Annotated in this window: 22 protein-coding genes and 1 pseudogene; 14 read left to right on the top strand and 9 right to left on the bottom strand. The window is 35.4% G+C overall.

Annotated features, from left to right (window positions below; translation table 11 throughout):
* The first annotated feature begins 89 nt into the window (after nt 1-89).
* Entirely contained in the window at nt 90-584 is a 495-nt protein-coding gene (locus KFD70_RS19015; protein WP_431613282.1) for a VOC family protein, read from the top strand.
* Nucleotides 585-764: 180 nt separating this feature from the next.
* Here KFD70_RS19015 and KFD70_RS19010 read toward each other — a convergent pair whose 3' ends face one another.
* Nucleotides 765-2,387, bottom strand: coding sequence for a lactate permease LctP family transporter (locus KFD70_RS19010; RefSeq protein WP_336452944.1), 1,623 nt, complete (start codon nt 2,385-2,387; stop codon nt 765-767).
* A gap of 852 nt (nt 2,388-3,239) precedes the next feature.
* On the opposite strand from KFD70_RS19010, the gene KFD70_RS19005 reads away from it, so the two are divergent.
* The 5 genes from KFD70_RS19005 to KFD70_RS18985 all read left to right on the top strand — a co-directional run bounded on the left by KFD70_RS19005 (nt 3,240) and on the right by KFD70_RS18985 (nt 7,926).
* Nucleotides 3,240-3,527: an ArsR/SmtB family transcription factor gene (locus KFD70_RS19005; RefSeq protein ID WP_336452945.1), complete on the top strand. Its 288-nt coding sequence runs from the start codon at nt 3,240-3,242 to the stop codon at nt 3,525-3,527.
* 112 nt (nt 3,528-3,639) lie between these two features.
* On the top strand, nt 3,640-3,819 hold the full coding sequence (locus KFD70_RS19000) for an acid-soluble spore protein H (protein ID WP_336452946.1): 180 nt from the start codon (nt 3,640-3,642) through the stop codon (nt 3,817-3,819).
* Between the two features lie 222 nt (nt 3,820-4,041).
* Nucleotides 4,042-5,409, top strand: coding sequence for an APC family permease (locus KFD70_RS18995; protein ID WP_336452947.1), 1,368 nt, complete (start codon nt 4,042-4,044; stop codon nt 5,407-5,409).
* 10 nt (nt 5,410-5,419) lie between these two features.
* On the top strand, nt 5,420-7,042 hold the full coding sequence (locus KFD70_RS18990) for an amidohydrolase (protein WP_336452948.1): 1,623 nt from the start codon (nt 5,420-5,422) through the stop codon (nt 7,040-7,042).
* Between the two features lie 14 nt (nt 7,043-7,056).
* Nucleotides 7,057-7,926: a carbon-nitrogen hydrolase gene (locus KFD70_RS18985; protein WP_336452949.1), complete on the top strand. Its 870-nt coding sequence runs from the start codon at nt 7,057-7,059 to the stop codon at nt 7,924-7,926.
* A 57-nt stretch (nt 7,927-7,983) separates the two neighbouring features.
* On the opposite strand, the gene KFD70_RS18980 is transcribed toward KFD70_RS18985, so the two are convergent.
* Nucleotides 7,984-9,375 carry a peptide MFS transporter gene (locus tag KFD70_RS18980; RefSeq protein ID WP_336452950.1) on the bottom strand — a complete coding sequence of 464 codons (1,392 nt, stop codon included), beginning with the start codon at nt 9,373-9,375 and terminating at the stop codon, nt 7,984-7,986.
* Between the two features lie 381 nt (nt 9,376-9,756).
* A complete protein-coding gene (locus KFD70_RS18975) occupies nt 9,757-10,722 on the bottom strand; it encodes an ABC transporter substrate-binding protein (protein WP_431613281.1) in 966 nt (321 codons plus the stop codon).
* A 173-nt stretch (nt 10,723-10,895) separates the two neighbouring features.
* Here KFD70_RS18975 and KFD70_RS18970 point away from each other — a divergent pair, with 173 nt between their 5' ends.
* From KFD70_RS18970 to KFD70_RS18960, 3 genes are read left to right on the top strand one after another with little or no spacing between them, the layout of a single operon-like run.
* A complete protein-coding gene (locus KFD70_RS18970) occupies nt 10,896-11,900 on the top strand; it encodes a FecCD family ABC transporter permease (protein WP_336452952.1) in 1,005 nt (334 codons plus the stop codon).
* Nucleotides 11,897-12,955, top strand: coding sequence for a FecCD family ABC transporter permease (locus KFD70_RS18965; RefSeq protein WP_336452953.1), 1,059 nt, complete (start codon nt 11,897-11,899; stop codon nt 12,953-12,955). Before KFD70_RS18970 ends, KFD70_RS18965 begins: the two co-directional genes overlap by 4 nt.
* Nucleotides 12,956-13,011: 56 nt before the next feature.
* Nucleotides 13,012-13,839: an ABC transporter ATP-binding protein gene (locus tag KFD70_RS18960; RefSeq protein ID WP_336452954.1), complete on the top strand. Its 828-nt coding sequence runs from the start codon at nt 13,012-13,014 to the stop codon at nt 13,837-13,839.
* A gap of 32 nt (nt 13,840-13,871) precedes the next feature.
* Here KFD70_RS18960 and KFD70_RS18955 read toward each other — a convergent pair.
* Nucleotides 13,872-14,600, bottom strand: a pseudogene (locus tag KFD70_RS18955) (class I SAM-dependent DNA methyltransferase); the annotation flags it as partial.
* A 214-nt stretch (nt 14,601-14,814) separates the two neighbouring features.
* Here KFD70_RS18955 and KFD70_RS18950 point away from each other — a divergent pair.
* Together KFD70_RS18950 and KFD70_RS18945 are read left to right on the top strand one after the other, a co-directional pair.
* Nucleotides 14,815-16,005 (top strand): glycine C-acetyltransferase, encoded by a 1,191-nt coding sequence (locus KFD70_RS18950; RefSeq protein WP_026593913.1) that lies wholly within the window; start codon nt 14,815-14,817, stop codon nt 16,003-16,005.
* Between the two features lie 40 nt (nt 16,006-16,045).
* Nucleotides 16,046-17,011, top strand: a complete 966-nt coding sequence (locus KFD70_RS18945) for an L-threonine 3-dehydrogenase (protein ID WP_336452955.1) — start codon at nt 16,046-16,048, stop codon at nt 17,009-17,011.
* Between the two features lie 80 nt (nt 17,012-17,091).
* Here the strand turns inward: KFD70_RS18945 and KFD70_RS18940 are convergent, their stop codons facing one another.
* Nucleotides 17,092-17,370 carry a hypothetical protein gene (locus KFD70_RS18940; protein WP_336452956.1) on the bottom strand — a complete coding sequence of 93 codons (279 nt, stop codon included), beginning with the start codon at nt 17,368-17,370 and terminating at the stop codon, nt 17,092-17,094.
* Nucleotides 17,371-17,576: 206 nt separating this feature from the next.
* Between KFD70_RS18940 and KFD70_RS18935 the strand changes: the two genes are divergently transcribed.
* Complete coding sequence (locus KFD70_RS18935; RefSeq protein WP_336452957.1) at nt 17,577-17,999, top strand: NUDIX hydrolase; 423 nt, start codon at nt 17,577-17,579, stop codon at nt 17,997-17,999.
* Between the two features lie 111 nt (nt 18,000-18,110).
* Here the strand turns inward: KFD70_RS18935 and KFD70_RS18930 are convergent, their stop codons facing one another.
* The 3 genes from KFD70_RS18930 to KFD70_RS18920 all read right to left on the bottom strand — a co-directional run bounded on the left by KFD70_RS18930 (nt 18,111) and on the right by KFD70_RS18920 (nt 22,560).
* Nucleotides 18,111-19,991, bottom strand: a complete 1,881-nt coding sequence (locus tag KFD70_RS18930) for a vWA domain-containing protein (RefSeq protein ID WP_336452958.1) — start codon at nt 19,989-19,991, stop codon at nt 18,111-18,113.
* 3 nt (nt 19,992-19,994) lie between these two features.
* Nucleotides 19,995-20,888 carry an ATP-binding protein gene (locus KFD70_RS18925; RefSeq protein ID WP_336452959.1) on the bottom strand — a complete coding sequence of 298 codons (894 nt, stop codon included), beginning with the start codon at nt 20,886-20,888 and terminating at the stop codon, nt 19,995-19,997.
* 142 nt (nt 20,889-21,030) lie between these two features.
* Nucleotides 21,031-22,560: a cardiolipin synthase gene (locus KFD70_RS18920; RefSeq protein ID WP_431613280.1), complete on the bottom strand. Its 1,530-nt coding sequence runs from the start codon at nt 22,558-22,560 to the stop codon at nt 21,031-21,033.
* Between the two features lie 239 nt (nt 22,561-22,799).
* On the opposite strand from KFD70_RS18920, the gene KFD70_RS18915 reads away from it, so the two are divergent.
* Nucleotides 22,800-23,564 carry a C39 family peptidase gene (locus KFD70_RS18915; protein ID WP_336452961.1) on the top strand — a complete coding sequence of 255 codons (765 nt, stop codon included), beginning with the start codon at nt 22,800-22,802 and terminating at the stop codon, nt 23,562-23,564.
* 271 nt (nt 23,565-23,835) lie between these two features.
* Here KFD70_RS18915 and KFD70_RS18910 read toward each other — a convergent pair whose 3' ends face one another.
* On the bottom strand, nt 23,836-25,260 hold the full coding sequence (locus KFD70_RS18910; RefSeq protein WP_336452962.1) for an amino acid permease: 1,425 nt from the start codon (nt 25,258-25,260) through the stop codon (nt 23,836-23,838).
* A 449-nt stretch (nt 25,261-25,709) separates the two neighbouring features.
* Between KFD70_RS18910 and treR the strand changes: the two genes are divergently transcribed.
* Nucleotides 25,710-26,420, top strand: coding sequence for a trehalose operon repressor (gene treR / locus KFD70_RS18905; RefSeq protein ID WP_336452963.1), 711 nt, complete (start codon nt 25,710-25,712; stop codon nt 26,418-26,420).
* Nucleotides 26,421-26,477 lie beyond the last annotated feature (57 nt).

Raw genomic sequence — 26,477 nt, 5'->3', positions numbered from 1 at the left:
TGATGTATTCTCATCCTTATTGATGGTGGTTGAAATCGGAAAACTTTTTATAATGAAGGAAAGACTTCACTATAAAAGGAGGAATAAAAATGATTCAATCTATTTATGAAACGCATGTGCAGGTCAAGCAGTTAGAAAAATCAATTGAATTTTATAAAGGATTAGGAATTGTTCTTGCGCATAAAATAGAAGAAAGAAGATGCGCGTTTTTCTATGTGGGAGAAAAGAAACAAATGTTAGGGATATGGGAAGTTGCAGAGGGAGAAAAGATAAAAACAAATCATTTTGCCTTTGGAGTAACGTTAGAAGATTTAAAAAGGGCAAATGAGTGGTTACAAGAAAGAGGGATAAGACTAAGAAAAAGTTTTGAAAAAGAACCAATTGAACCAATTGTACATGATTGGATGCCGTCGGCGGCTGTTTATTTTTATGATTTAGATGGAAATAGTTTAGAGTTTAACGCAAGGTTAGATGAAGAATCAATTGGAATTAGTGAAGTACTGTATCTTAGTGAATGGTTAGAGAGAAAAATAAAAAAGCTGATGAAATATAGAGATCTTGGTATGGGGTGTAATGATAAATAGTAAATGAAATTTTATCAGCATAAATTCAAATATATCGGCCATTTCTCATTATATATCGGCGATTCGACAAAGGATATCGACGTTCCAACAAAGAATGACATAAAAAATAGAGTGTGGAGAAGACTTTCACCACACTTTTAAAATAAAAAGGCTGATGAACGAGTCATCAGCCTTTTTATTTTAAAAGATATTAAATATAGCGTTAAGTTGAAGTAAGCTAATGATAGCTAAGAAGATTAAGCTATATTTCATTGCTGTTTTAAATAAAGCAGATTCTTTACCAACTAGTCCAACTGCTGCACATGCAACCGCTACGGATTGTGGTGAAACCATTTTTGCCATTGTACCGCCGACTACGTTTAATGCAACGAGTGTAGATGGTACGATATCTAATTGTGCTGCAGTTACTGCTTGAAGTGGTGCAAATAATGAACCACTTGATACTACAGAACCAGTTAAGAATACGCCGATCCAACCTAAGATTGGAGATAAGATTGGGAAGGCATTGCCTGTAGATGATAAAGCTAGTCCAAGAGTAGAAGACATACCAGAGTAGTTTGTTACATATGCTAATGCAATTACACTACAAATTGTATAAATTGGAGCTTTTAGCTCTTTTAATGTTTCAATAGTTAGTTCCTTAACCAATTGTCCTTTTGCACGATATACAAGTAAGGATACGATAATTGCTAGTACAATTGCAGTAGTTGTAGATGAAAATACATCTAGTTTGAAGATTGCTGCAAATGGTGTATCTGCATTTACAATTGGTGTTGTTTTAATAACGTGATTGTGTAAACCAGGAACCTGGATGTTCCATACTAAGCTCCCTAATGCGCCATCTGGAGCGAATAAACCTTTAATTGCTTTTAAATTGAAAATTGTTACGAATGCTGTTAAGAAAGCAAATGGTGACCAAGCATATAAAATTTGTTTCATTGTGTAATTATGTTTTTCAGCTTGCCCAGCGTTAGTTTCATCCGAAGATTTTGGTTGCCATATGCGTAAGAATAAAGCTAATGCAACCATGCTGACAACAGCTGCGAAAATATCAGTTAGTTCGGCACCAAGGAAATATGTTACAACAAATTGTGTGATAGCAAAAGAACCACCACTTACAAGGATACCTTGCCAAGTTTCTTTAATTCCTTTGAAACCGTCTACCATTACCACAAGTAAGAATGGTAATACAAAGCTGATGAAAGGTAATAATGTTACAGTTTGACGACCAACAATTAATGCATCCATTTGTGTTAATTGAGCAGGTACTGTAACTGGAATACCCATTGCTCCCATTGCGCCACCAGCAATATTTGCAACTAAACAAATACCCGCTGCTTTTAATGGATTAAAGCCCATACCTACAAGTAATGCTGCTGTAATTGCAACTGGTACACCAAAACCAGCTGCACCTTCTAAGAAAGCACCGAAAGAATAAGCGATTAATAAGACTTGAAGACGACGGTCATTTGTAATACTGGAGATGCTGTCACGAATAACGTTAAATTGTTCAGTTTTTACTGTTAATTTGTAAAGGAAAATTGCTGCAATAACGATTGTACAAATTGGATAAAAACCAGCAGCTACTCCAAATGCAGCCGATGATACTGCCATAGTTGCAGGCATTTTGTAAACAAATATAGAAAGAATGATTGCTAGAATTACGCTATAAAGTCCTGATAAATATCCTTTGATTTTAAATACTGTTAAACAAAGAACAAAGAATAAGATTGGAAGAGCAGCGACAAGTGCTGATAACCAAATGTTGTTTAATGGATCATAAATTTGTGTCCAAGTACTCATAATAATGACAACTCCTATCTATAATATGTGAATATATTCACATTATTTGTGAAATAATTCACAATCAATTTACATTGCTAAGTATATTCCTGTTCAACACTATTGTCAACGTAAAAAAGTATAATTATTCCATAATAGTGTCAACTGTAAAAATTCCGCTACATTTTGTTCATAAACTGGACAAAAAGAGGAACCGTGTATGTGAAAGTACACGATTCCTATATAAAACCAAACTCTTTCTATTTAGGTGGGAGAGAGGATCCGGCCATGTATAGAAGCGGTCAGAATTTCTTCCTGTCATTACCAAGTTAGAGCGAGAACAATGCAAGTCATTTTTTTCGTAGCAGTGACTTATGTGTCGAAAGATCCAAGGGGATTTTTATTTTCCTTTATCTTTTATATAGGAAGTTTTGGATAATTATATAACCAAGTGCAATATTAATGAAACTTATGAAAAACTATCTATTTTACCAAAATTTAACTATATCCATCGTAACAAGGCGATTTTTATAGGTCAAATAACTTAAAAAGATTACATTCGCATATCATTTCAGAGTAATATTTTACAATATCATTACAGGGAGTAGTGTAAGTGAAAAAATATAACAAAAAGGTTGATAAATCAGCATTTAGAAGCAAAGTATACCTATCTGTATGTTTTGCTTTTTCACTAAACCGTGTAGTATAATATTCAAAATCAGCAGGGGTTTTGTCCTTAATTGTGTGTTGATAAAAGGAGGAAATAATTTTTTTATTTTAGGTTGATAAAGTTGTGTCGTAACAGGAAATATAAAAACAAATATATAAAGATAAATAAAGAGAAAATAAAAATGAAAAAATGAGGGGAACTTTATGAATCAAAATCAATTTGATTGTTGTATTTCAGAAGAGGATGTACAAATGCTACGAGCGTTAGCTCACCCGCTCCGCCTTCGCTTAGTAATGGAGCTGATGGGTCGTGGAACTTGTAACGTAACACAATTGCAGGAAGTATTAGAAATTCCGCAATCGACTGTTTCGCAGCATTTAACGAAATTAAAGCAAAATAAGGTTGTTCGTTTTGAAAGACGTGGCTTAGAAGTATATTATCAAGTGCATAATGAGAAAGTAAGTGAAGTTGTAAAGACATTATTTTCATAAAATTTGAATATTATGGGAAAATCTGTGTAGAAATACACGGATTTTTTTGTGGAATAGAGTTTTGAAAATATGGAAAGCTAGGAGGTGTAATATATAGAAGGAGGAATAAATAATGGATGTAAAGCGTGTGAAACAAATTTTGTCGTCTTCAAGCAGAATTGATGTTACGTATCAAGGTGTACCAGTGTGGATTGAAAGTTGTGATGAGGGAAGTGGAATTGCAAATGTACATGATATAAAAACACCACATGAAACAGTGCAAGTGGACGTTACAGCGTTAGAAGAGCAATAAAAAGCGAAAGTTAGCTTTCAGTAGCTAACTTTCGCTTTTTATTTATAAAAGTGATAAGAAGTATGCAATAGCTCATAATTTATGCATATTGGTATATTTTTTGAAATACCCGTCTTCATGTTTTTTCATCGCAAAACATGAAAAAACAAGATTTTTTCTATGTAATGACAAATTGGAACATAATTTGCATAGAGTAAGTAGCAATAAGAAGGGGGTTGAAAAGTGAAGAATGAAATGAAACTAAAACGTTCGTTGAATTTTTTTCAGTTAGTATTACTAGGTCTAGCCTACATGGCGCCATTAACTGTATTTACTACCTTTGGAGTTGTAGAATCTTTATCTAAAGGTGTAATACCAACCGCGTATATACTTGCCCTATTTGCAATGTTGTTTACGGCTTATAGTTACGGACAAATGACAAAGGCTTATCCGATTTCTGGATCTGCTTATACGTATACGCAAAAATCTTTGAGCCCAGGGTTAGGTTTTATGGTTGGTTGGATAATTTTAATGGATTATTTGTTTATTCCTATGATTAATTTCCTCATAATAGCACTCTACCTGTCTGAATATTTCCCTTCTATTCCTTCTAGCATATGGATTGTTGCAATGATTGTCATTGTTACTGTAATCAATATTATAGGGACAAAATTAACGATCACAATGAATATGATTTTTTTAGGATTCCAATATTTTGTATTGTTTCTGTTTTGCATATTATGTGTAAACTCTCTCCTCAATGGGAATGGAGAAGGAACTATATTTTCGTTAAAACCATTCATAAATTCTGAATCATCAATTTTAGCTGCATTTTCTGGCGCTGCAGTTCTTTGTTTATCTTTCTTAGGCTTTGATGCATTAACAACTTTCGCAGAAGAAACGATTAATCCCAAAAAGACGATTCCAAAAGCAATATTTTTTGTAATTGCTTGTTCGGGTATCTGCTATATTCTTGTTTCTTACCTTGCACACTTAATACATCCGGATTATGCATCTTTTAAAAATCTAGATACAGCAGCTGCTGAAATTGCGAGAATGATAGGCGGGAATTTATTTAATGCCATATTTCTTGCAGGAATGATAGTAACTTCTTTTACTTCAGCTTTGACTTCTCATGCTAGTGTTTCACGTATCTTATATGCAATGGGAAGGGATTCGGTATTGCCGAAGACATTCTTTGCCTATATACATCCACGCTTTCACACACCTATCAAGAATATTATTTTAGTGAGTATTTTTGCTCTAGCTGCGCTATTTACCGACCTTGTTACCATTACTTCTTTCATTAATTTTGGTGCACTAATTGCATTTACATTTGTAAATATCTCAGTTATTGCTCATTACTTTGTTAAAGGGCGTCAGAGATCTTTAAAATGTACAATTTTATATTTTGTGATTCCGTTTATTGGTGCGAGTATAACACTCAAGTTATGGAGCGATTTGGATAAGATGTCTATGATACTAGGAGGAATATGGGCCTTTGTTGGGATTGTTTATTTACTCTATATAACGAAATTATTTCGAGTTCAACCACCACAAATGAATTTTGATGAATCACAGAAAGAAGATGGACAAGAATTATCGATTTAGGAGGAACATGATGACGAAAAAAGCAGATGTTATTTTAAGTAGTGATGCTGTGTTTACAGGAACGAAAGAAATTTCTATTCCGGCTTCTATTGTGGTTAAAGATAATAAAATTATTGCTCTTGTTCAAAAAGATAACATTCAAGATTATGTTGATACGCACACAAGGATTTATGATTTTGGAAATCAACTTATTATGCCTGGGTTTCATGACTTTCATATTCATCTTATGCTAGGGAGCTTAGTAAATGAGGGAGTACAGCTTATTCATGCACGTTCAGCTAAGGAAGTTGCAAGGCTTGTAAAGAAACATGCTGATGAAAATAAAAATGCACCTTGTGTGATTGGAAGTAGTTGGGAACAGAATTTGTGGGAGTCGGAGGAAGAACCCCACCGGAATATATTAGATGAATGTATTGCAGACCGACCAGTATTTTTATATCATGCTGAATTTCATTGTGCATGGCTAAATAGTAAGGCTTTAGAAATGGCGGGGATTCATAGAGGAACAAAAAATCCGCCGTATGGAGAAATTGTGAAAGATCAAAATGGCGAGCCAACAGGGATTTTAAAGGAAAATGCAGTAGGGTTAGCAACAAATATATTACAGTTTACTCCCAAACGAAATAGAGCGTTGCTTCAGAGCTTTTTAATAGAAACTGCAAAATACGGTGTAACGTCTGTACATGATTTATTAAGAATACCTGAAATGGGTGTGGAAGAAGCAGAGCTATACGATGAATTTGAGAAGGAGGGGAAGTTAACAACAAGAATTCATTTTGTGGCTCCTCTGAATGGTGATTTAAAATTAGCAAAACATTTAAATGAAACATATAACTCTAATATGGTTCAATTTTGTGGGTTTAAACAATTTATAGATGGTGTTACAACAAGTTATACAGCATATTTATTAGAACCATATTGTACTCAAGAGACAAGCGGCTATACAACTTATCCTCCAGAAATAATAAAAAAGTGGACAGTCGATGCGGATAAAGAAGGATTTCGTGTAAGGTTTCATGCGATTGGAGATGGAGCTGTACGTTTAGCGTTAGATGCTTTTGAAGAGGCGCAAATGCGGAATGGTAAAAGAGATGCAAGACATGCAATTGAGCATGTTGAAATGATTCATCCAAGCGATATTGAGAGATTCCAAAAACTAGGGGCGCTTGCTTCTATTCAGCCAGAACATATTAATCTTACAAGTAGAGAAGTATATAAGAATTTAATTGGATTAGAAAGAATGCAGCACAATTATTTGATGAAAACATTAATGGATGCAGGTGCAATGCTTGTATTTGGAAGTGATTATCCGGTAGTTACATTAAATCCGTTACCGGAAATCTATAGGGCAGTAACAAGGTTAGATGATGAAGGAATAGAGTGGAATTCGCAGGAGAAAATTTCTTTGGCTGAAGCTTTATGGGCCTATACATACGCTCCCGCATATGCTTCATTTCGTGAGGATGAACTTGGAACAATAGAAGAAGGAAAGTTAGCAGATATTGTTGTATTGGATCGGAATTTATTTGATGTGCCTGTGACAGAAATTAAAGAGGCTTCAGTTATTTTCACAATGGTAGATGGAAAGGTTGTCTACCAGGCTGAAAAACAAGTTGTCCAAAATGAATACTAGGAGGAGAAAGGATAATGAGTACGATTACAATTGGTCTAGTTCAATTAGCATGTGGGGAGAATATCGAGATAAATATAGAAAAAACGATTGAGAAGATAAGAGAAGCAGCAGATAAAGGTGCCCAAATCGTTTGTTTACAAGAGCTTTATCATGCCGAGTACTTTGCTCAAAATGTCTCGGTTCATAATTATGAATTAGCTATTTCTTTTGAGCATGATGCATTACAAGTGATGCAGAAATTAGCGGAAGAATTACATGTCGTTTTAATTGTTCCTTTTTATGAAAGGGTAGCACAGGGAATTTATTTTAATAGTGCAGCAGTGTTTGATGCGGATGGTAAATATTTAGGGACAACACGTAAAAATCATATTCCAGATGGACCTAATTATCATGAAAAATATTATTTTACACCAGGAAATACGGGTTATCCCATATATAGTACAAAGTACGGGAAGATAGGAATCGGGATATGCTGGGATGAATGGTTCCCTGAAGTAGCACGAATTTTGACATTAAAAGGTGCAGAAATATTGTTTTATCCGTCAGCAATCGGTTCTGAGCCGGATCATCCAGAGTTGTCTACAAAACCAGTTTGGACAAAAGCTATTTCAGCTCATAGTATTCATAATGGTGTATTTGTTGCTGCTGTAAATCGAGTAGGGAAAGAGAAGGATATGAGTTTTTATGGAGGGAGTTTTATCAGTAATCCAATGGGAGAAATTATTTGTTCCTTAGAGGAAGAGGAAGGGGTGTTAATTCAAAAAATTGATACGAAAGAAATTAAAGCGGCACGTAATCTATTGCAGTTCTTAAGAGACCGTCGTACTGATACGTATTCACCATTGTTAGAAAAAGAAGCTTTAGGATCAGTGAAAATACAATAGGGAAAATGTTAAATAGAAAGGACCCTCATATTTGAGGGTCCTTTCGTATTGAATTTGTTATTCCATCATACGTGCAATTTTTTTAGAGAACATAAGAAGTACTAAGCCAAGTACAATTACGATAATACCAATGCTTGCGAATACTTCCAGGTATCCTAAAGATTGTGTGAAAGCAGCTAGTGCACCAGCTAGATAGTTCGCCATACCAGAACCTGCTAACCATACTCCCATTAATAGAGATGCTAATTTTACAGGAGCAATTGCACTTACCATTGATAGACCGATTGGTGATAAGAATAATTCACCAATTGTATGGAACATATATGTGAAGACGATGAATAGTAAGTTTGCTTTCGTAGCAATGTTTGCTTCATCACTTCCAGTTTTCAAAACAGCTAATGTTAAAACAAGATAACCAATTCCTAGTAAAATCATACCAAGTGCCATTTTTGTTGGAACTTTTAAGTCGCCATTTTTTGTTTTAGATAGTTTCATCCATAACATAGATACGAATGGTGCGAATAGTACGATAAATGCTGGGTTAACAGATTGGAACCAAGATGTTGGAACTTCCCATCCGAAAATTGTACGATCAACAAAAGTGTTTGTATATAGTGTTAAAGAACTACCGGCTTGTTCGAAACCTGCCCAGAAGAAAACAACGAAGCAAGTTAAAATAACGATCGCCCAAGTACGGTTCTTTTCTTGTTTTGTTAAAGGTTTCTTTTCAACTACTGCAGCGTTTTTATCTTTTGATTTTTTTCCTACAACTGTTGTTCCTGCTTTACCAAGGTAACGTGGAGCTAATAGGTTAAAGAAAATTTGACCGATAATCATACCGATACAAGCTGCAAGGAACCCGTATTTATAACCCATAACCATAACGCCATCAACGCTTGTTTTAAAGAAATCTTCTGCTAGGAAACCACAAATAAGTGGTGCAAAGAAAGCTCCTACGTTGATACCCATGTAAAAGATTGTGAAAGCACTATCACGACGTGAATCATTTTCGCCGTATAGTTCACCTAAAAGGGTAGAAATATTTGGTTTAAAGAATCCATTACCAATAACTAAGAGTGTTAATCCTAAAAAGAGTCCAGTTTTTGTATTCATTGAAAATAGTACAAAGTTACCAAGTGCCATGATAATACCGCCAAGAGTAATTGCATGACGTCTTGTAATAAAGTGGTCAGTTAACCATCCACCAATAATCGGTGTGAAATATACTAAAGCTGTGAAAATTCCGTATAATTGCACTGCGAAAGCCTTGTCAAATCCAAGTCCTCCACTTACAACAGTTGTTGTTAAATAAAGAACTAAAAGACCACGCATTCCGTAATAACTAAATCTTTCCCACATTTCTGTTAAGAACAACAAATATAATCCAGGTGGATGTTTTTTTGGTGATTGTTGCCCTCCAGCTTTTTCTACTTTTAAAGCTGCATCCATATTGTTTCCCCCTAATCCTGTATAACGGATATTTATGTAATCATTTTAATTTACAAAATATTTAGAAGTCAATAGAATTATATGGGAATAGCAAGAAAATTTCTTAAATAATCTATTGAGTGTTTATCCGTTACTGTATTTTTCCCTGAAAAATTAATAATAAGCGTTTTCAAATGTAGTATTTGAATTTCAAAAGAAACCAAAATAATGATAAATCAGAAAATTTAGATTATAAAAACTTTTCTGGTATATAGAAAATACATTTTATTTACTTTTATAATATAACATATAGGGAATAAAAATACAAAATGAAATAATGTGACACTTTCGTGAAGGTGAAATAAAAACAGCTTCCGAAAGGGAAGCTGTTTTAGAAAAGTATTATTTTATAAAACGTTTTTCAATGTCATCTAGCATTAAGTTTGCAGCCATTACACCGCCAGCTGTATTCCAAATTATATCGTCAACTTGATATACTTTGTTGTTTTTTGCAGCATTTAAGTTTTTGAATAGAGGATCATTGATATATTCTTTCTCTAATTCAGAACCCTGTTTCTCATTTCCTTGATTGTAAGTGAAGTAGAAGATGATATCGCCATCCATTGCAGGAATGCGTTCTTTAGATACGTTACGTTCTGCAAAGTCATTTTTGTTTTGATCGCCAGGGCGTTTGAAACCAAGTTCTTTTAAAATAATCCCAGAGAATGTATCGCCATGATAAATACGAACGTCACCAGGCATAAAGCGTACCATAGAAATCTCTTGGTTTACTTTATCTCCAAGCTTACCTTTTATATCTTTGATACGTTTGTCGTAATCAGCTAATACTTTTTCGCCTTCTTTTTCTTTATTTACTGCTTTTGAATAGAATTTAAAATTATCTTTCCATTCACCACGTAATGTTTCTGCAAAGACAGTAGGAGCGATGCCATTTAGCTGCTCGTACACTTTCTCTTGACGCATTTTGTTGCCGATAATTAAATCAGGTTTTAAAGCAGCAATTGCTTCGATATTGACTTGACTTTCGTTACCGACAGATTTTACATCTTTCATTTTATCTTTCATATGTGGATACCATGAGTCGCTAGTAGGCGGATTTACAGCACCAACTGGTGTAACACCAAGAGTAAGTAAAGCTTCTGCTCCTTCATTTGTTAAAATAACAACACGTTTTGGATTTGCAGGAACTTCCGTTTTGCCCATCGCATGTTCTACAGTAACCATTTCTTTCTTTTCTTCTTTTTTCGGCTCAGCCTTGTTATCAGATTTACCACATGCCCCTAAAAGAAGTGAAAATGATAACACGAATACAAATAATACAAATGATTTTTGTTTGATGAAATTCATTATGTATCCCCCTAAATATTGAGAATAATTTTCATTGTCGAAATTGATATTACGGTTTTGAAAATATAATGTCAATAGAAATAATTGACATTAATAATTATTATCATTGACAACGTAAATTAAGTTGCAATACACTAACAACGTATCATTATACATTGAAGGAGAAACACTGCATGTTATTAAAAACAAATCAAGCAAAATGGGTTGGACTATTTGTTGGAATCATTGCAGTTATCGCTTGTATTTGGGGAAGTATTATTTTTGGATATACAAATACAAGTGGGAAATTAGCGTTGGATGCTTTTTTTCATTTTAATGGTTCGAATGAGCATATCATTATTCAAAACGTACGGTTACCTCGTGCGCTAATTGCTGCTAGTGTCGGTGCTAGTTTAGCCATCGCTGGTTGCTTAATGCAAACTTTAACAAAAAATCCACTTGCTGCTCCAGATTTTATCGGATTAAACTCAGGTGCTGCCTTTTTCATTGTTGTAGCCATTGTTGTTTTTTCGATTTCATCTTTGTCAGCGTTTACGTGGATCGCTTTTTTAGGTGCAGCAGTTGCTGCAGCACTTGTATTTGCATCTAGTTCCTTAGGTAAAGAAGGGACAACCCCACTTAAATTGACTTTGGCAGGGGTAGCCATTAGTGCTTTATTCTCGTCTTTAACACAAGGTTTGCTCGTATTAAACGAGAAAGCATTGGAAGAAGTATTATTTTGGTTAGCTGGTTCTGTGCAGGGGAGAAAGTTAGAAATATTACAGTCTGTATTTCCTTATTTATTAATAGGATGGATTGCCTCTCTTCTAATGGCAGGAAAAGTAAATACATTAATGATGGGAGAAGATGTTGCAAAAGGGTTAGGACAGCGAACCATTTTGATGAAATCACTGGTATTGCTCATTATTGTGTTACTGTCAGGTGGTTCTGTTGCAGTTGCTGGTCCAATTGGATTCGTGGGGATTATTACACCTCATTTTGCAAGGGCGCTTGTTGGCGTAGATCATCGCTGGAGAGTACCGTATAGTGGGTTGTTAGGTGCTATATTATTACTTCTTGCAGATATTGGAGCGAGATATGTGATCATGCCACAAGAAGTACCAGTAGGGGTTATGACAGCATTTATTGGTGCACCATTCTTTATTTATATCGCACGTAAGAGAGGGCTTAGCAAATGAAGAAGTATATTCCGTTTCGTATAGGAAAAGACGGCCTCTCGTTTTTAATGTATAAACGAGCTTGTCTCGTCTTATTAGGTTTATTCATTGTTTTAATTGGATTGTTTTTTGCAAGCGCAGGTATGGGGGAGATGAAGATTGCCCCATATGATGTATGGCAAGCAATTACTGGAAACGGTGATGCGATGTCTAATATGGTTGTAAATAAGTTCCGCATGCCGCGTATTTTAATTGCAATTCTTGTAGGAATAGCTCTTGCTGTAGCTGGATGTATTTTACAAGGGCTCGTTCGAAATCCGCTTGCTTCTCCTGATATCATTGGGATTACAGGTGGTGCAAGTGTAGCAGTTGTACTATTTCTTGCTTTATTTAGTGATAAAAATAATGCATTAACAGTAAGCATTCATTATATGCCGCTAGCTGCCTTTATTGGTGCAACCATCGTTGCCTTTTTTGTATATTTATTCGCATGGAGAAACGATGGATTATCGGCGATTAGTCTTGTTTTAATCGGTGTTGGATTTTGGGCACTAACAAAGGCAGCGACAACATTATTCATGCTGTTAGCACCAATTTATCAAGCGAGTCAAGCGAATGTGTGGATTACCGGTACTGTTTATGGATCTTCTTGGCAAAATGTAGGGGTGTTAGCACCTTGGGTTCTTATTTTAACAGTGATTGCATTTATAGCAGCGAGACATTTAAATGCACAAGAGCTTGGTGATGATATTGCTACCGGACTTGGTATTCGTTTAACGAAGTCACGCTTTTTCCTCTTGCTCCTTAGTACAGCATTAATTGGTGGAGCGGTTGCTTTTGCAGGTGGAATTGGATTTGTTGGTTTAATGGCACCGCATATTTCAAGAAGATTAGTTGGTTCTTTATATGGGGCACTACTTCCAGTAGCTGCTGTTGTTGGGGCAATTTTAGTACTTGCTGCTGATTTGATTGGGCGCACAGTCTTTGCTCCTCTTGAAGTTCCAGCAGGTGTATTTACATCAGCAATCGGTGCTCCGTATTTTATTTATTTACTTTATAAAAGTCGAAATTCATAAAGGTAAAGAAGTACATAAACGATTTCTTGTCTACTAAGAAAACGGAGTAAAGGGAGATGAACATGCAAAAAGCATTAGAGACGAAAACGCTAACATTGTCTTATGGTGAAACAATTATTATTAATGAGTTAAATCTAGAGATCCCAAAAGGAAAAATTTCGATTTTTATCGGCTCTAACGGTTGTGGAAAATCAACTTTATTACGCTCGCTTGCTCGTTTATTAAAACCGACATCAGGTGATATTTTATTAGATAATAAAGCAATTCAAAATATGCAAACGAAGCAAATTGCTCGGCAAATGGCAATTTTACCCCAAGGACCTCAAGCTCCAGAAGGGCTGACTGTGCTTCAACTTGTAAAACAAGGGCGTTATCCATATCAAACGTGGCTCAAGCAATGGTCAGAAAAAGATGAAGAAATGGTACAAAAAGCGCTTGCAGCAACAGGAATGACTGAATTTGCTGAACGTGATGTTCATGCCCTTTCAGGGGGACAACGTCAGCGTGCTTGGATTGCTATGACGCTTGCACAAGATACAGATATTATTTTGTTAGACGAGCCAACAACCTATTTAGATATGACACATCAAATTGAAGTACTTGATTTGTTATTCGAATTAAATGAAACAGAACAAAGAACAATCGTTATGGTATTACATGATTTAAACTTAGCTTGCCGCTATGCAGACAATATTGTAGCCATTCAAGATAAACAAATTTATGCGCAAGGTAAGCCAGAAGAGATTATTGACTGTAAGCTAGTTCGTGATGTATTCCGCATGGAGTGTCAAATTACAACAGATCCTTTATTTGGAACACCGCTGTGCATTCCGCAGGGAAGAGGAAGATGTTTACTTCCGCAGGTAGCGCAAGTAGTGAAATGAAAAAAGCGATGAAATTTCATCGCTTTTTTCATTTTTTTGCAAGAAAATAAAAGAAAGAGGGGAATGCGCAATCGGCGTGTATCTTCTTCTTCGCTTTGAAAATGTTTTCGCTGTGGTGTTGCTTCTCGCAAGTCTGTAATTATAAATCCAGCTTGTTGTAAAAGAATGAAGTATTGTTCGATGGTACGATGGTATTTGATTACTTCTTGGTCAATCCACGGTTCTACACGTTTCCCGCTCTTAAAATAATCATCAATGAGCCAACTTGTGCGTTTGCCACCAGATTGTAGGCTTTCAAAGGAAGAAGTAATAACGGGATGCTGTACACTAAATGTGAAAGTTCCATCGGTTTTTAAAGTTTGATGGATGTTTTTAAAAATCATATCGAGATCTTCAATATAGTGAAGGGCGAGTCTAGATGTAACGAGATCAAAAGTAGAAGGAGGGTATGTATAGTCTTTGAGGTTCATAAAATGGACGGTACCATTTTTATTTTCTAGTTGTTTTACAGCTTCTGTATACATAAGGTGAGAGCCTTCGATACCTGTGTAAGAAAGACATCCTTTTTGCAATAATTCCACACCAAATTTAGCATCACCGCATCCTAAATCAAGAATGTTCTTCTCTTTCATATCCCCGATGAGCTGCAATAAGGCAGGTTTTTCAATTACTTCATTTGGATTATCTTTTCGATATCTACGCTTCATGTACTGTTCAAAAAAAGAGTCATTATTATATACTTCAGATTCTGTAAATGCCATTTTCTCAGCTCCTAAAAATATTTTTTTCATTCTATCAAACAATTGAAGTAAATCATAGATTTCTTGTATGTAATCCTATATAATTAAAATTTGTAAGCGTTTTCTTTAAACTATTTTTCTATAATAAATTCTGAAAACGTGTTAAGCTAGTAGAGGGATTATTGGAATTATTAAGACAATAATTCGCTTACATGAACGATGGGGAGGCTTCACGATGTCTAGTAAAACACTTGCAAACTTTTTAGAAGAAAATTTAGAGGATTTAAAAGCAAAGGGGCTTTATAACGTAATCGATCCGCTGGAAAGTCCAAATGGACCAATCATTACAATTGGCGGGAAAGAATATATTAACTTATCTTCAAATAATTATCTTGGTTTAGCAACAGACAATCGTCTGCAAGAAGCAGCAATTGGTGCGATTCATAAGTATGGTGTTGGTGCAGGAGCGGTTCGTACAATTAACGGGACTCTTGATTTGCATATTAAATTAGAAGAAACAATTGCCAAGTTTAAACATACAGAAGCAGCAATTGCATATCAATCAGGATTTAACTGTAATATGGCAGCGATTTCAGCTGTTATGGATAAAAACGATGCAATTCTTTCTGATGAATTAAACCATGCGTCTATTATTGACGGTAGTCGTTTATCAAAAGCAAAAATTATTGTTTATAAACATTCTGATATGGAAGACTTACGCAAAAAAGCAACTGAGGCCAAGGAATCAGGCCTTTACAATAAATTGATGGTTATTACAGATGGTGTCTTCTCAATGGATGGTGATGTTGCGAAACTACCAGAAATTGTTGAAATTGCAGAAGAGTTAGATTTAATGACATATGTGGATGATGCACATGGTTCAGGTGTACTTGGAAAAGGGGCAGGTACTGTAAAACATTTCGGCCTTTCCGATAAAGTAGATTTCCAAATCGGTACATTATCAAAAGCAATTGGGGTAGTTGGCGGATATGTAGCAGGAAAGCAAAATTTAATTGATTGGCTAAAAGTTCGTTCACGTCCATTCTTATTCTCGACAGCGCTAACACCAGCAGATGCAGCGGCTTGTATGAGATCAATTGAAATTTTAATGGAAAGCACGGAATTACATGACCGCTTATGGGAAAATGGTCGCTATTTAAAACAAGGTTTAAAAGAGCTTGGCTTCAACATTGGAGAAAGCGAAACACCAATCACACCTTGTATCATTGGCGATGAAGTATTAACACAAGAGTTCAGTAAACGTCTAAATGAAGAAGGTGTTTATGCAAAATCGATCGTATTCCCGACTGTAGCAAAAGGAACAGGTCGTGTTCGTAATATGCCAACAGCGGCTCATACGAAAGAAATGCTGGATGAAGCGATTCGTACGTATGAAAAAGTGGGTAAAGAAATGGGAATTATTTAACTTACATCTTTTGAAAGCTTGCAAATGAGGAGTGGGAAAAATGAAAAAAATTCTAGTAACCGGTTCTTTAGGGCAAATTGGTTCTGAACTTGTAATGAAACTTCGTGATGTATACGGCGCATCAAACGTTATTGCAACAGATATTCGCGAGACGGATAGTGATGTCGTAAAATCTGGTCCATTTGAAACGTTAGATGTAACCGATGGTCAGAAACTACACGACATTGCGAAACGTAATGAAGTAGATACAATTATTCATTTAGCAGCTTTACTTTCAGCGACTGCAGAAAAGAATCCGCTATTTGCTTGGAATTTAAATATGGGCGGACTTGTAAATGCATTAGAAGCAGCACGTGAACTTGACTGTAAATTTTTCACGCCAAGTTCTATCGGTGCATTTGGTCCAACAACACCAAAAGATAATACACCGCAAGATACAATTCAGCGTCCGACTACAATGTATGGGGTAAACAAAGTAGCAGGAGAATTATTATGTGATTATTATCATCAAAAATTTGGTGTTGATACGCGCGGGGTTCGTTTCCCAGGTTTAATTTCTTACGTAGCTCCTCCAGGAGGCGGTACAACGGATTATGCCGTTGAAATTTATTATGAAGCAATTAAAAATGGTACTTACACCTCATACATTGCAGAAGGTACGTACATGGATATGATGTACATGCCTGATGCCTTGCAAGCGATTATTTCATTAATGGAAGCTGATTCAAGTAAACTGGTCCATCGCAATGCTTTCAACATTACAGCAATGAGCTTCGAACCAGAACAAATTTCAGCAGCAATCCGTAAGCACATTCCGACGTTTACAATGGATTACGCTGTAGATCCAGCTCGTCAAATCATTGCTGATAGTTGGCCAAACTCAATCGATGCGACAGCAGCAAAAGAAGAGTGGGGCTTTAAAGCGGAGTATGATTTAGATAAAATGACAGCAGATATGCTAGCAAAGTTAAAAAAAAAGTTAACAGCTGAGCTAGTGCTTAGTTAATGAAGGGAACCGATTCAATTGAATCGGTTCTTTTTGTCAGCATATCTAAACATAGTCTAGAGAAGAAATAAGGTTTCTCGTTATATAGATTTTACCTTATTCGTATCTACGCTTCTTGGTTCAGTGCTAGCTTCAGGATATTGCTGCTCTGTTTCTTCATATTGTTTTTCATATTCGTAACTAAATGCTTTATGTGTTTTTTGATCTTTCTCCCAAGGAGTCGATTTTCCTAACTTTCTGTTAATGGAAGAACCGTAAGGACCCTCGGGAAACTCTTCGGGAATGACATATTCATGTCTTGCTTCAGCGGCTGTAACATCCGTATATTGTTCATCCTTTTTTGTGGACAAATGAAACATCCTTTCAAATATATTTGATAGTAGAATTCTTTCTTAATATACCCAAAACGATTTCTAAAAATTTTTCATTATTCAGAGAGAGATAAGCAAGATAGGTGGGGGCGGGCTGCCCATAAAAGCTTGATTGGTGTGGGCATTAAAGTTTCATTTTATCGAAAATTGAACCAGAATTAGATACGTAAAAAATATAATAGGAGGGAATACATATGAAAAGAGTCGATGTTGTATATTCATTAATTTATAATCAAGAAAAGGACCAAGTATTAATGGTACATAATGTTGAACAAGATGCTTGGTCATTGCCAGGAGGAGCAGTGGAAAAAGGAGAAACATTAGAAGCTGCAGCTGTAAGAGAGGTAAAAGAAGAAACGGGATTAACTGTAGAGATACAAGGGATTGCTGCAATAAATGAAAAATTTTTTACTGAGGTAGGTAACCATGCATTGTTGATTACTTTTCACGCCAATGTGATAGATGGGAATATTGCTGTGCAAGATGCAGATGAGATTTCAGTAATAGAATGGGTCGATGTTAAAATAGCGAACACACGCTTTCCATATTATGATGGGGGAATTGAATCATTATTAAAAGCATCTATTCCATATACATTTCAAAAGGAAACAAAATAGTAAATAAAAATTTTATCGACGCAAATTAAAATATATCAGCGATTCCACATAGGATATCGATCGCTCGACAAATAATGATTAAAAAACAGGAGCCAAATGGGCTCCTGCTTGCTATTCAATCGTCTTCAATAATAATTTCTTCAATAGCGGCTTAATCTTTAAGCGTAAATCTTCAGCATGATTGGCAACTAAGAAATGATGGTTATAAATATTTTTCATTAATTGATATGTCGCTTCTTTTGCTTCGCCTTCTTCGATGAAAATCCCGATAACTTCCATACCGCTTTTTCGAGCGAGTTTAACAGCTTCGTGTGTATCTAAAATACCATCTTGTTGATAGTCTAAAGCAGATGGTTCACCGTCTGTAAAGACAAGTAAGAATTTGTGCTTCTCTGGTCGTTTTGCAAGCTTTTCAGAAACGATGCGAATAATGTAACCGTCGCGATTGTCTTCTTCTTCGCGAAGTTGTATAATTTCTGGTCCAACGTTTGGAAGCGTTGAGTTTTTGTATGTTACCACTTCATGAATGACGTTTGGTTTATCTTCTGGTGTCGCACTAGAAGCATCTTCCCAGAATCCACTAATTGCATGTGGAATCTTTAATGATTTTAATGCTTCATGGAATAGAACAACACTTTTCTTCGTTTCTTCCATTTTGTTATACATAGAACCAGAGCAGTCGACTAATAGTTGGAAGGCAACGTCAAGTTCTTGTGATTCTTGTCCCTTTTTATAAAACATGCGCGGCTGTTTTTCTGTATAAATACGAAGGAATTTCTTACGAAGTCTTCCGTAATATTTATCACTATTTGCGTTTGTTTTATTTTCAATTGTTTTCTCAATGATTTTCTTTAATTCTTTTACGTCTTTATTAATGAGTGACTTAATGGCTTGATAGTCCTTTTTCTCATCAGAGTTTGGCTTGCGAGCTTCTTTAAATGTATGAGAAGCACCGACATTATATTTACCATATATGCCTTCATTTTGGCTAGAAGCATGAGAGGCTCTGGAATCTTCTGCATCAGCCACATCAAAGTTAGATTGCGTACTTTTTTGAGAAGTCCCTTGTACAGAACCAAGCGCTTGATCGCCATCCTCTGATTCACGAGCAGTATCACCCATCATATTTGTTTTTGTTCCGCTTTCTAATTCAAAGCGTAAAAAGTTCTCGTTTTCGTTATTTTTATTTTCACGATGCCATGTCGAGAAGCTTTCATTAATTTTATTTTTATTCTCATCATCTACGATTTGAGTATCATCATTTGCTAATTCTTCGACACGACAGTTTTTTTCATCTGCAATGACAGATAAGTAGAGTGGGGCGTGTCCGAAATAGTTATTGATCATATCATTTTGCAGAAGACCTTCTAGACGATAGCGAATTTTTTCAACGACGTACATAATATCTTCCGTATTACGTGCTTGGAATGTTTCGTGTAAAATCGTTTCAATTTGCTCGAAATATTCATTGTTGAACATTTCATATTTATCGCTCGTTAATGAAAGGTAACATAAACAAAATAGACGATCACCGTGATAATTACGAACGCGGTTTATTTCATTTTGTGAGCCGAAGTAATTACGATACATTTCTTTTCGGCGCTTAAAAATATATTTTGTGCCAGGACGTAAGCTTTTCACGATTTCCTCAACACGTAAATCTTCTAATAAAACAAATAATTGTGTTAAAAACTTTTTAAGAGGAGATTCTTGTAATTCAATTGCATAAGAGCGAATTAAAGTCATGTCCGAGTAGTGTTTATTACCAAGTGCTTTTAAAAACACTTCGCTTTTTAATCCGATTATGGTATCTTCTTCTTTTCGATCATCCCAAAAGTGACTAATGACAACCTTTTTTTCTATTTCGTCGTAGTATGCTTTATAGCCATACTCAAGGTAGGCATCGTCTTCCTTTAGAAGGGCATACATTAAGTTTTCCATTTGAAGAAACAGCGACGCATCAATTTTTTTGTCACTAAAAATTTGTCTCATGAATTATCCCTCAAAGAAGTAGCTTTCTGCTAATTCACGGACAGTCATTTGTTCTGTTTCATCATTTAATTTTGCAATAATGCTTCGCTCAATTGCGCGCATAACAGGAATATATACGCCTAAGTCACATGCGTCGATAATGCCGCGAATACTTGCTGCTTCTTCACTTACACGTCCATCACGGGCAAGTGGCATGAGGTCACTTGCGAATGCTACAAACTTTTCAATCGTTGCAACGTCATTTAATTTGGATTCAGATAGTAATAACTCTTTTAAAGTATCACCTTGAATATAAGGAACTTCAATGATAACAAAGCGGTTTTTTAATGCTTCATTTAGTTCGCTCGTTCCAACGTAACCTTCGTTAATTGCCGCAATAACGCGGTACTCTTCATCACCATATACAACTTGTTGTGTAAATGGGTTTGTGATCATTTTACGGTAATCTAATGCACCATGAAGAAGAGGAAGTGTTTCAGGTTTTGCCATATTGATTTCATCGATATATAAGAAATGTCCGTTTTTCATTGCTTTCATAAGAGGACCGTCAACGAAGGAAACTTCAGATGCTCCATCTTTTGTTTTTAAAGTATTGTATCCTAAAATACCTTCGACATCTAAATCAACAGAACAGTTAATACTGTGCATTGGTTTTTGGAATAAAGAAGATAGTGTTTCTGCAAGTACAGTTTTACCGCTTCCTGTCGGCCCTTTTAATAAAATGTTTTTGCCAAGTAGAAGTGCTGTAATCGCATCTTCAATAATACTGCTATCTGATGCTTTATACATTTTTGTACCGATTAAATGTGCATTTTCACCAGCTGCTTGCTTATTTTTGTCGTGAATTGTTGCTAATTGCTGTTTTAAATCAGCATGTATATGAAATTGTTTTAACATGTATTTCCCACCTAACATTATTTTCGTAAAGTAAACAATACATCTTATGATAACTTGTTTTAATATGGTATGCAAAGAAAAGGAAGGGAGAGGAATGTACCATTATAAAAGAAAAAGTAATCAAGTTTATCTTGATTACTTTTTAAAGCAAAGGGGAAATTAGCCGCATAAGTGATTCCAGTGTTCGCTTTCCAATAGGGCGTTTTTTGAATGAATCCCATCTAATCTCGATGGAGTCTTTAAAATCTTGTTCAAAATCACGTTTTATATCTAAAACTGTTTTTGATTCATATAGCACCGCAATAATTTCATAATTAAGCTCAAAGCTACGAATATCCATATTTGCGGTACCAATCGATGCAATCTCATCATCAACAAGTACAATTTTAGCATGCATAAATCCATCTTTATAGCGATAAATGGAAGCTCCTGCTTTTAAGAGTGGTGTAAAGTAGGATTGAGATGCTTGATCACTAATGATACTGTCACTTTTTCCTGGATATAGAATACGGACATCAATACCAGCGGTGGCGCTTAAACGCAGTAATGTTAATGTTTCTTGATCTGGAATAAAGTAGGGCGTTGCGATCCAAATTGATTTTTTGGCAGACCCTATAGCTGCTAATAAAGCATTGCGAATACTTGTATCATCGGAACTTGGACCACTTGCGACAATTTGAACAGCACCTTCTGCTTGGTGAATACCTTGTCCTGGAAAGTATCCTCTATTCATAAATGAATCCCAGGAATAGTTATTTAAACCGCTAGAAGCATATAGCCAATCTTCTAGAAAAACAGCTTGCAGTTTATATAATGCTTTTCCTTCTATTTTTAAATGACTATCGCGCCAAATAGGGAACTTTTTCGAACGGCCAAGATATTCATCCCCAACGTTAAGCCCACCAGTAAAACCAATAACTCCATCTACAATAACAATCTTACGATGGTTCCGATAATTTACTGTTTCTAGTAGCCATGGTGAAAGAATGGAATCGAATTCGACAATTTCAATTCCGGCTTCTTTCATCGGTCGTAAGAAGCGATTTCGTAGTGTATTACTTCCAAGTCCATCGAAAAGAAAACGTACGATGACACCGGATTTTGCTTTTTTTATTAATGCATCCCGAATTTTTGTACCGATTTCATCTGAACGATAAATATAGTATTGAATATGAATATGATGCTGTGCATTTTCGATAGCTTGTATGATTTCAGTAAATGTTTCCTCTCCGTTTGTTAATAGCGTTGTTGTTGTTTGATCTGCAACGGGACCACCACCAAATTTTTGTACAACTTTGGTTAAATAGGTAGACCGTTCACTTAGTGAGGAAGGAAATGCTACATCTAAACGCTTCCCTTCTAAAATCTGACGGAATACATTTCGCTGTTCCTCTGCACGATGTAAATGTTTTTTTCGTCTCCAGCGACTTCTTCCAAAAAGTGCATACAATAATACACCAATAACAGGAAGAAGTGCTAATACTAAAAACCATGCTAGTGTGCTTTGTGGAGAGCGATTTTCGATAAAAATAACGAAGGAAATTCCTATAATCGTAATCGACCATAGTACACCAATAAATTTATATAAAGATATGACCTCTTTATTTAAGAGCGTGAGGACGATCGCTACAATAGTCAACACAAATAATAGTTGAACGACACGATTTTTCATATGTATATATTTCACCTATACTTTCTTGCGTATTGCTTTATAGAAATTTAGTATAATACCCTCATTATAAAACGTTTTGTTTTATCTGCACAAATGTAGATAAAATGCTCAAGCTTTCCGCATTTTTCCTGCATATAGTGATAATACAATTCGGGAAAAAATAACAATGGGATTTTATTTGTAATCGTACACAATAGGAAAGAAGCATTTTAATATGAAATGGAGTTAGAGTTATATATATGCAAAAATATGTGCAATTGTATAAACTACTTTTTGTTTTTACAGTATTATTTGGGAGTTGTTCTCCGGCAAGTAAGAAGTCTTCTCAACCAGTAAAAATGGATGGGAAAGCAAGTCAATATAAGATTCAACAAGTGAAACAAGAAACAGCAAAACCTTTACCAGAGAAAATTGTCTTATCACATGTTCCGTTTATCAGACAGCTTCCTGAATTAAAAAGGGGTTGTGAAGTAACGAGTTTGGCGATGCTACTTCAGTCAGCCAATATTCAAGTAGATAAAATGAGGTTAGCAAAGGAAATACATAAAGTTCCGTTTTGGATTGGAAATAAACATGGGCATCCAAACGAGGGGTTTGTTGGGAATATTTACACGTATTCTTATCCTGGATATGGGGCATATCATAAGCCAATTTATAATTTGGCACAGCAATATTTAGGAGAACGAGCAATTGATTTGACGGGAGAAGATATAGAGAGCATTTATACACAAATTCGTTCGGGGATACCAGTTTTAGTCATTACAAATTCTACTTTTCGGCGTCTTTCCGATGGTCATTTTCGTAATTGGGAAACGCCGCAAGGAATGGTTCGTATTACGTACTATGAGCATAGTGTACTCGTAACCGGATATGATAAAGAAAAAGTATATCTTCATAATCCTCTTGGAACAGAACCACATATCGCTGTTTCCAAAAATGAATTTCAAGCGGCTTGGGAGCAAATGGGGAAGCAAGCGATTAGCTATCAAAAGGAGCTTAAGTAATCGTATTCACTATGTAGATTCAAGTGTCGTTGGTTTATTTAACAGTTAATTTTACATACAAGAGGAATCCACAATTGCTAAAAGTACAATTGATAAAGGGGAATCAAAGTTTCACCTTATTAGCATAGAAAGAGTTTCATGTGAAACTTTAATTAGTGGTGGTTTTCTTCATCCTCCACTGATTATTAATTGAAAGTTTCTTAGGAATACAAGAAGCTGTGAGGGAACAATCCAGTATATTTTGGAATGTAGCTCACAGCTTCTTATTGTATTAGCTAGCTTTATTATTAGGCTGTTCTGAAGGAGAAGTAGATGAATTTTTCATTAGAATTGGATAGAGAACGAGTCCTAATACAAATAATCCAATACCTAAGAAAAATGTTTTTAAATCAGTTGTTCCTGTTTTAATTACCCAAATAGAGTATAGGAGTGCAAGTACTGTAATGATTCCATCCTTTACTCGAGAGCCTGGTGTTATATCGTATGTTTCTCCTGTTACAACAAGTTTTAATTGGTATAGGGTAGAAACAAGATAGGGAATTAAATAAGCTAATGTTGCGACAACAATGGCGAAATTATAAGCTTCTGAAACAGTCCCAGATATTGTTGAGAACAAGAAAATTTGCGTCATAATATTTGTAACAAGGAGTGACTTTGAAGGACTCCCTTTTTTATTAGTTCTTCCAAAAAATTTCGGGAAAAGTCCATTCTTTGCTGCTTGATAAGGTACCTCTGAACTTACAACAATCCAGCCAACAGTAGATCCGAATAATGATACAAGTGCAAGTAGTGCCATGATATAAGCACCTTTATTACCAATGGCTAGGTTTAAAGCATCTACTAAAGGTTTTTGCGACTCTTTTAAAGCGTCTTGTGGAAGAGCACCCATTGTTAGTAGTGTAATTGCCATGTAAATAAGAAGAGCAATAATTAAACCGAAAATTGTTGCCTTTTTTACATCGCGCTGTGATTTTGCGCGATTCGATAGCATAACTGCTGACTCAATTCCTATAAATGCCCAAAGAGTTGCAATAGCAGCGGCATTAACTTGTCCACCTAATGGAATTGATTTGCCAGCCTCATTCATAAATGTTTGACCATCGCCAAAGTTAGAAGTATTGAAAATAAATAGTGTAATGACGATGAACATTGTAAATCCGATAATCTTTGCAATCGTTGCAAGCAGGTTCATGTTGCCAGCTCTATCAATGTTTTGAGAAAGAATATATTGAATGCCCCATAGTATAATGCTACATACAGCAAAAGTTAACCCTTTTCCAAGTTCTAATGAAAATCCGTTTAGTGAAAAAAGAACTTGCTTACTTTGTAAAACTGGGAAGAATGTAGATAGGTATCCTGCAAATGAAATAATAACAGAAGCAGTCGCAGCCCAGTTCGCAGCCCAGTATCCCCATGCCATACTATATCCAGCAACTTTACCTGCCTTTTGAGAAGCAAACATTGCTTGTGCGTAACTTTGTGGACCAGCTTTTAACTCCGGCTTACGTACTGCAAGGTTTCCAAATACAAGAGCAATCATAAATACGCCAAGTCCTGTAATACTCCAAGCAAGCGTAGATCCCATTGGACCCGATACTTGCGCTAAATTTGCTGGAAGCATAAACACGCCACCGCCAACCATATTTCCAACAACAAATGCTGTTAAAATCCATAAACCCCATTTTTTCGTTTCCATGTTTGTTTATCTCCTTTGTAGTAGTTTTGCTTATTCATCATCTTTTTACTAGCGTTTTTGAAAACAAAAAAAGAGCCATGTAGATAAAAAATACCTACATGGCTCTTTGCCTAACGTAGGTACAACGGGAATAACCCTTGTACCTACGCGTGAATTTTTCCGCTAGGTTTCAAGGGTTAAGTATGATGATGATGTTTTTGTGCAAATGTAACTACAGTTGTATTCGTAAGCATAGTTCTTTGCTCCCTTTCTCCTCTGATTTTGAAGTTAGTATACTACATGTTTTTTAGAATGAAAAGGGAAATATGAAAAAAATTATAAAAATTCGTATTGTTGACTAAATATTTATATAGATATTTCTTGTGCTGGAAAATTAGTGAGAGATTGGCATGATTTTCTGTCATGCTATAATACAAGTAGAAATAGAAGGTGACAAGGGGTTATTCAAAATGATGAGTAAGTATGAACAGATTTATACGGAGATAAGTAATTCAATTGATAATCGTAAGTTAACAGAAGGGTGTAAAATCCCATCTGAAACAGAATTGATGAAGCAGTATGAAGTGAGCCGTGGGACGGTAAGGAAAGCTGTCGATTTATTACAGGAACGTGGATATGTACAGAAAATACACGGTAAAGGCGTTTTCGTTTTAAAACGAAAAAACATTGAATTTAATTTTGGTGGGATTGTGAGTTTTCAAGAGGAAAATGAACGATTAGGGCGCCAATGTATAACAAATGTGGTAGAGATGGAGCAATTGTCAGCACCGAAAGAAATGGCCAAATTATTAAATGTGAAGGCGAAAACGAAGGTAGATCATATTAAACGCGTTCGAAATATTGACGGGGAAAATGTAATTTTAGATGTAAACTATTTTGTATCTGAATATATTCCTGGATTAACAAAAGAAATTGCTGAGAAGTCAATTTATAAATACATTGAGAAAGAATTAGAATTACATATTAGTTATTCACAGCGCGTTATTGAAGTGCAACCTTGTACAGGTGATGATCGGAAGTATTTAGATTTAAATGGAACAGATTATGTTGTTGTTGTGAAAAACTTTACTCATCTTTATGATGGTAGTCAGTTTGAATATACAGAATCACGACACCGACTTGATATTTTTCATTTTTCGGATGTGGCGCGGAGAAAATAAAGAGATGAAACGATAGATGTTTCATCTCTTTTTGTATTGTTTGATAAAAAATAATAA

The organism is Bacillus pfraonensis, from assembly GCF_050768835.1.
In the GTDB taxonomy this organism is placed as follows: domain Bacteria; phylum Bacillota; class Bacilli; order Bacillales; family Bacillaceae_G; genus Bacillus_A; species Bacillus_A pfraonensis.
Note: the sequence above shows the minus strand (reverse complement) of the source record. Positions and strands in the feature narration are given on the sequence as shown.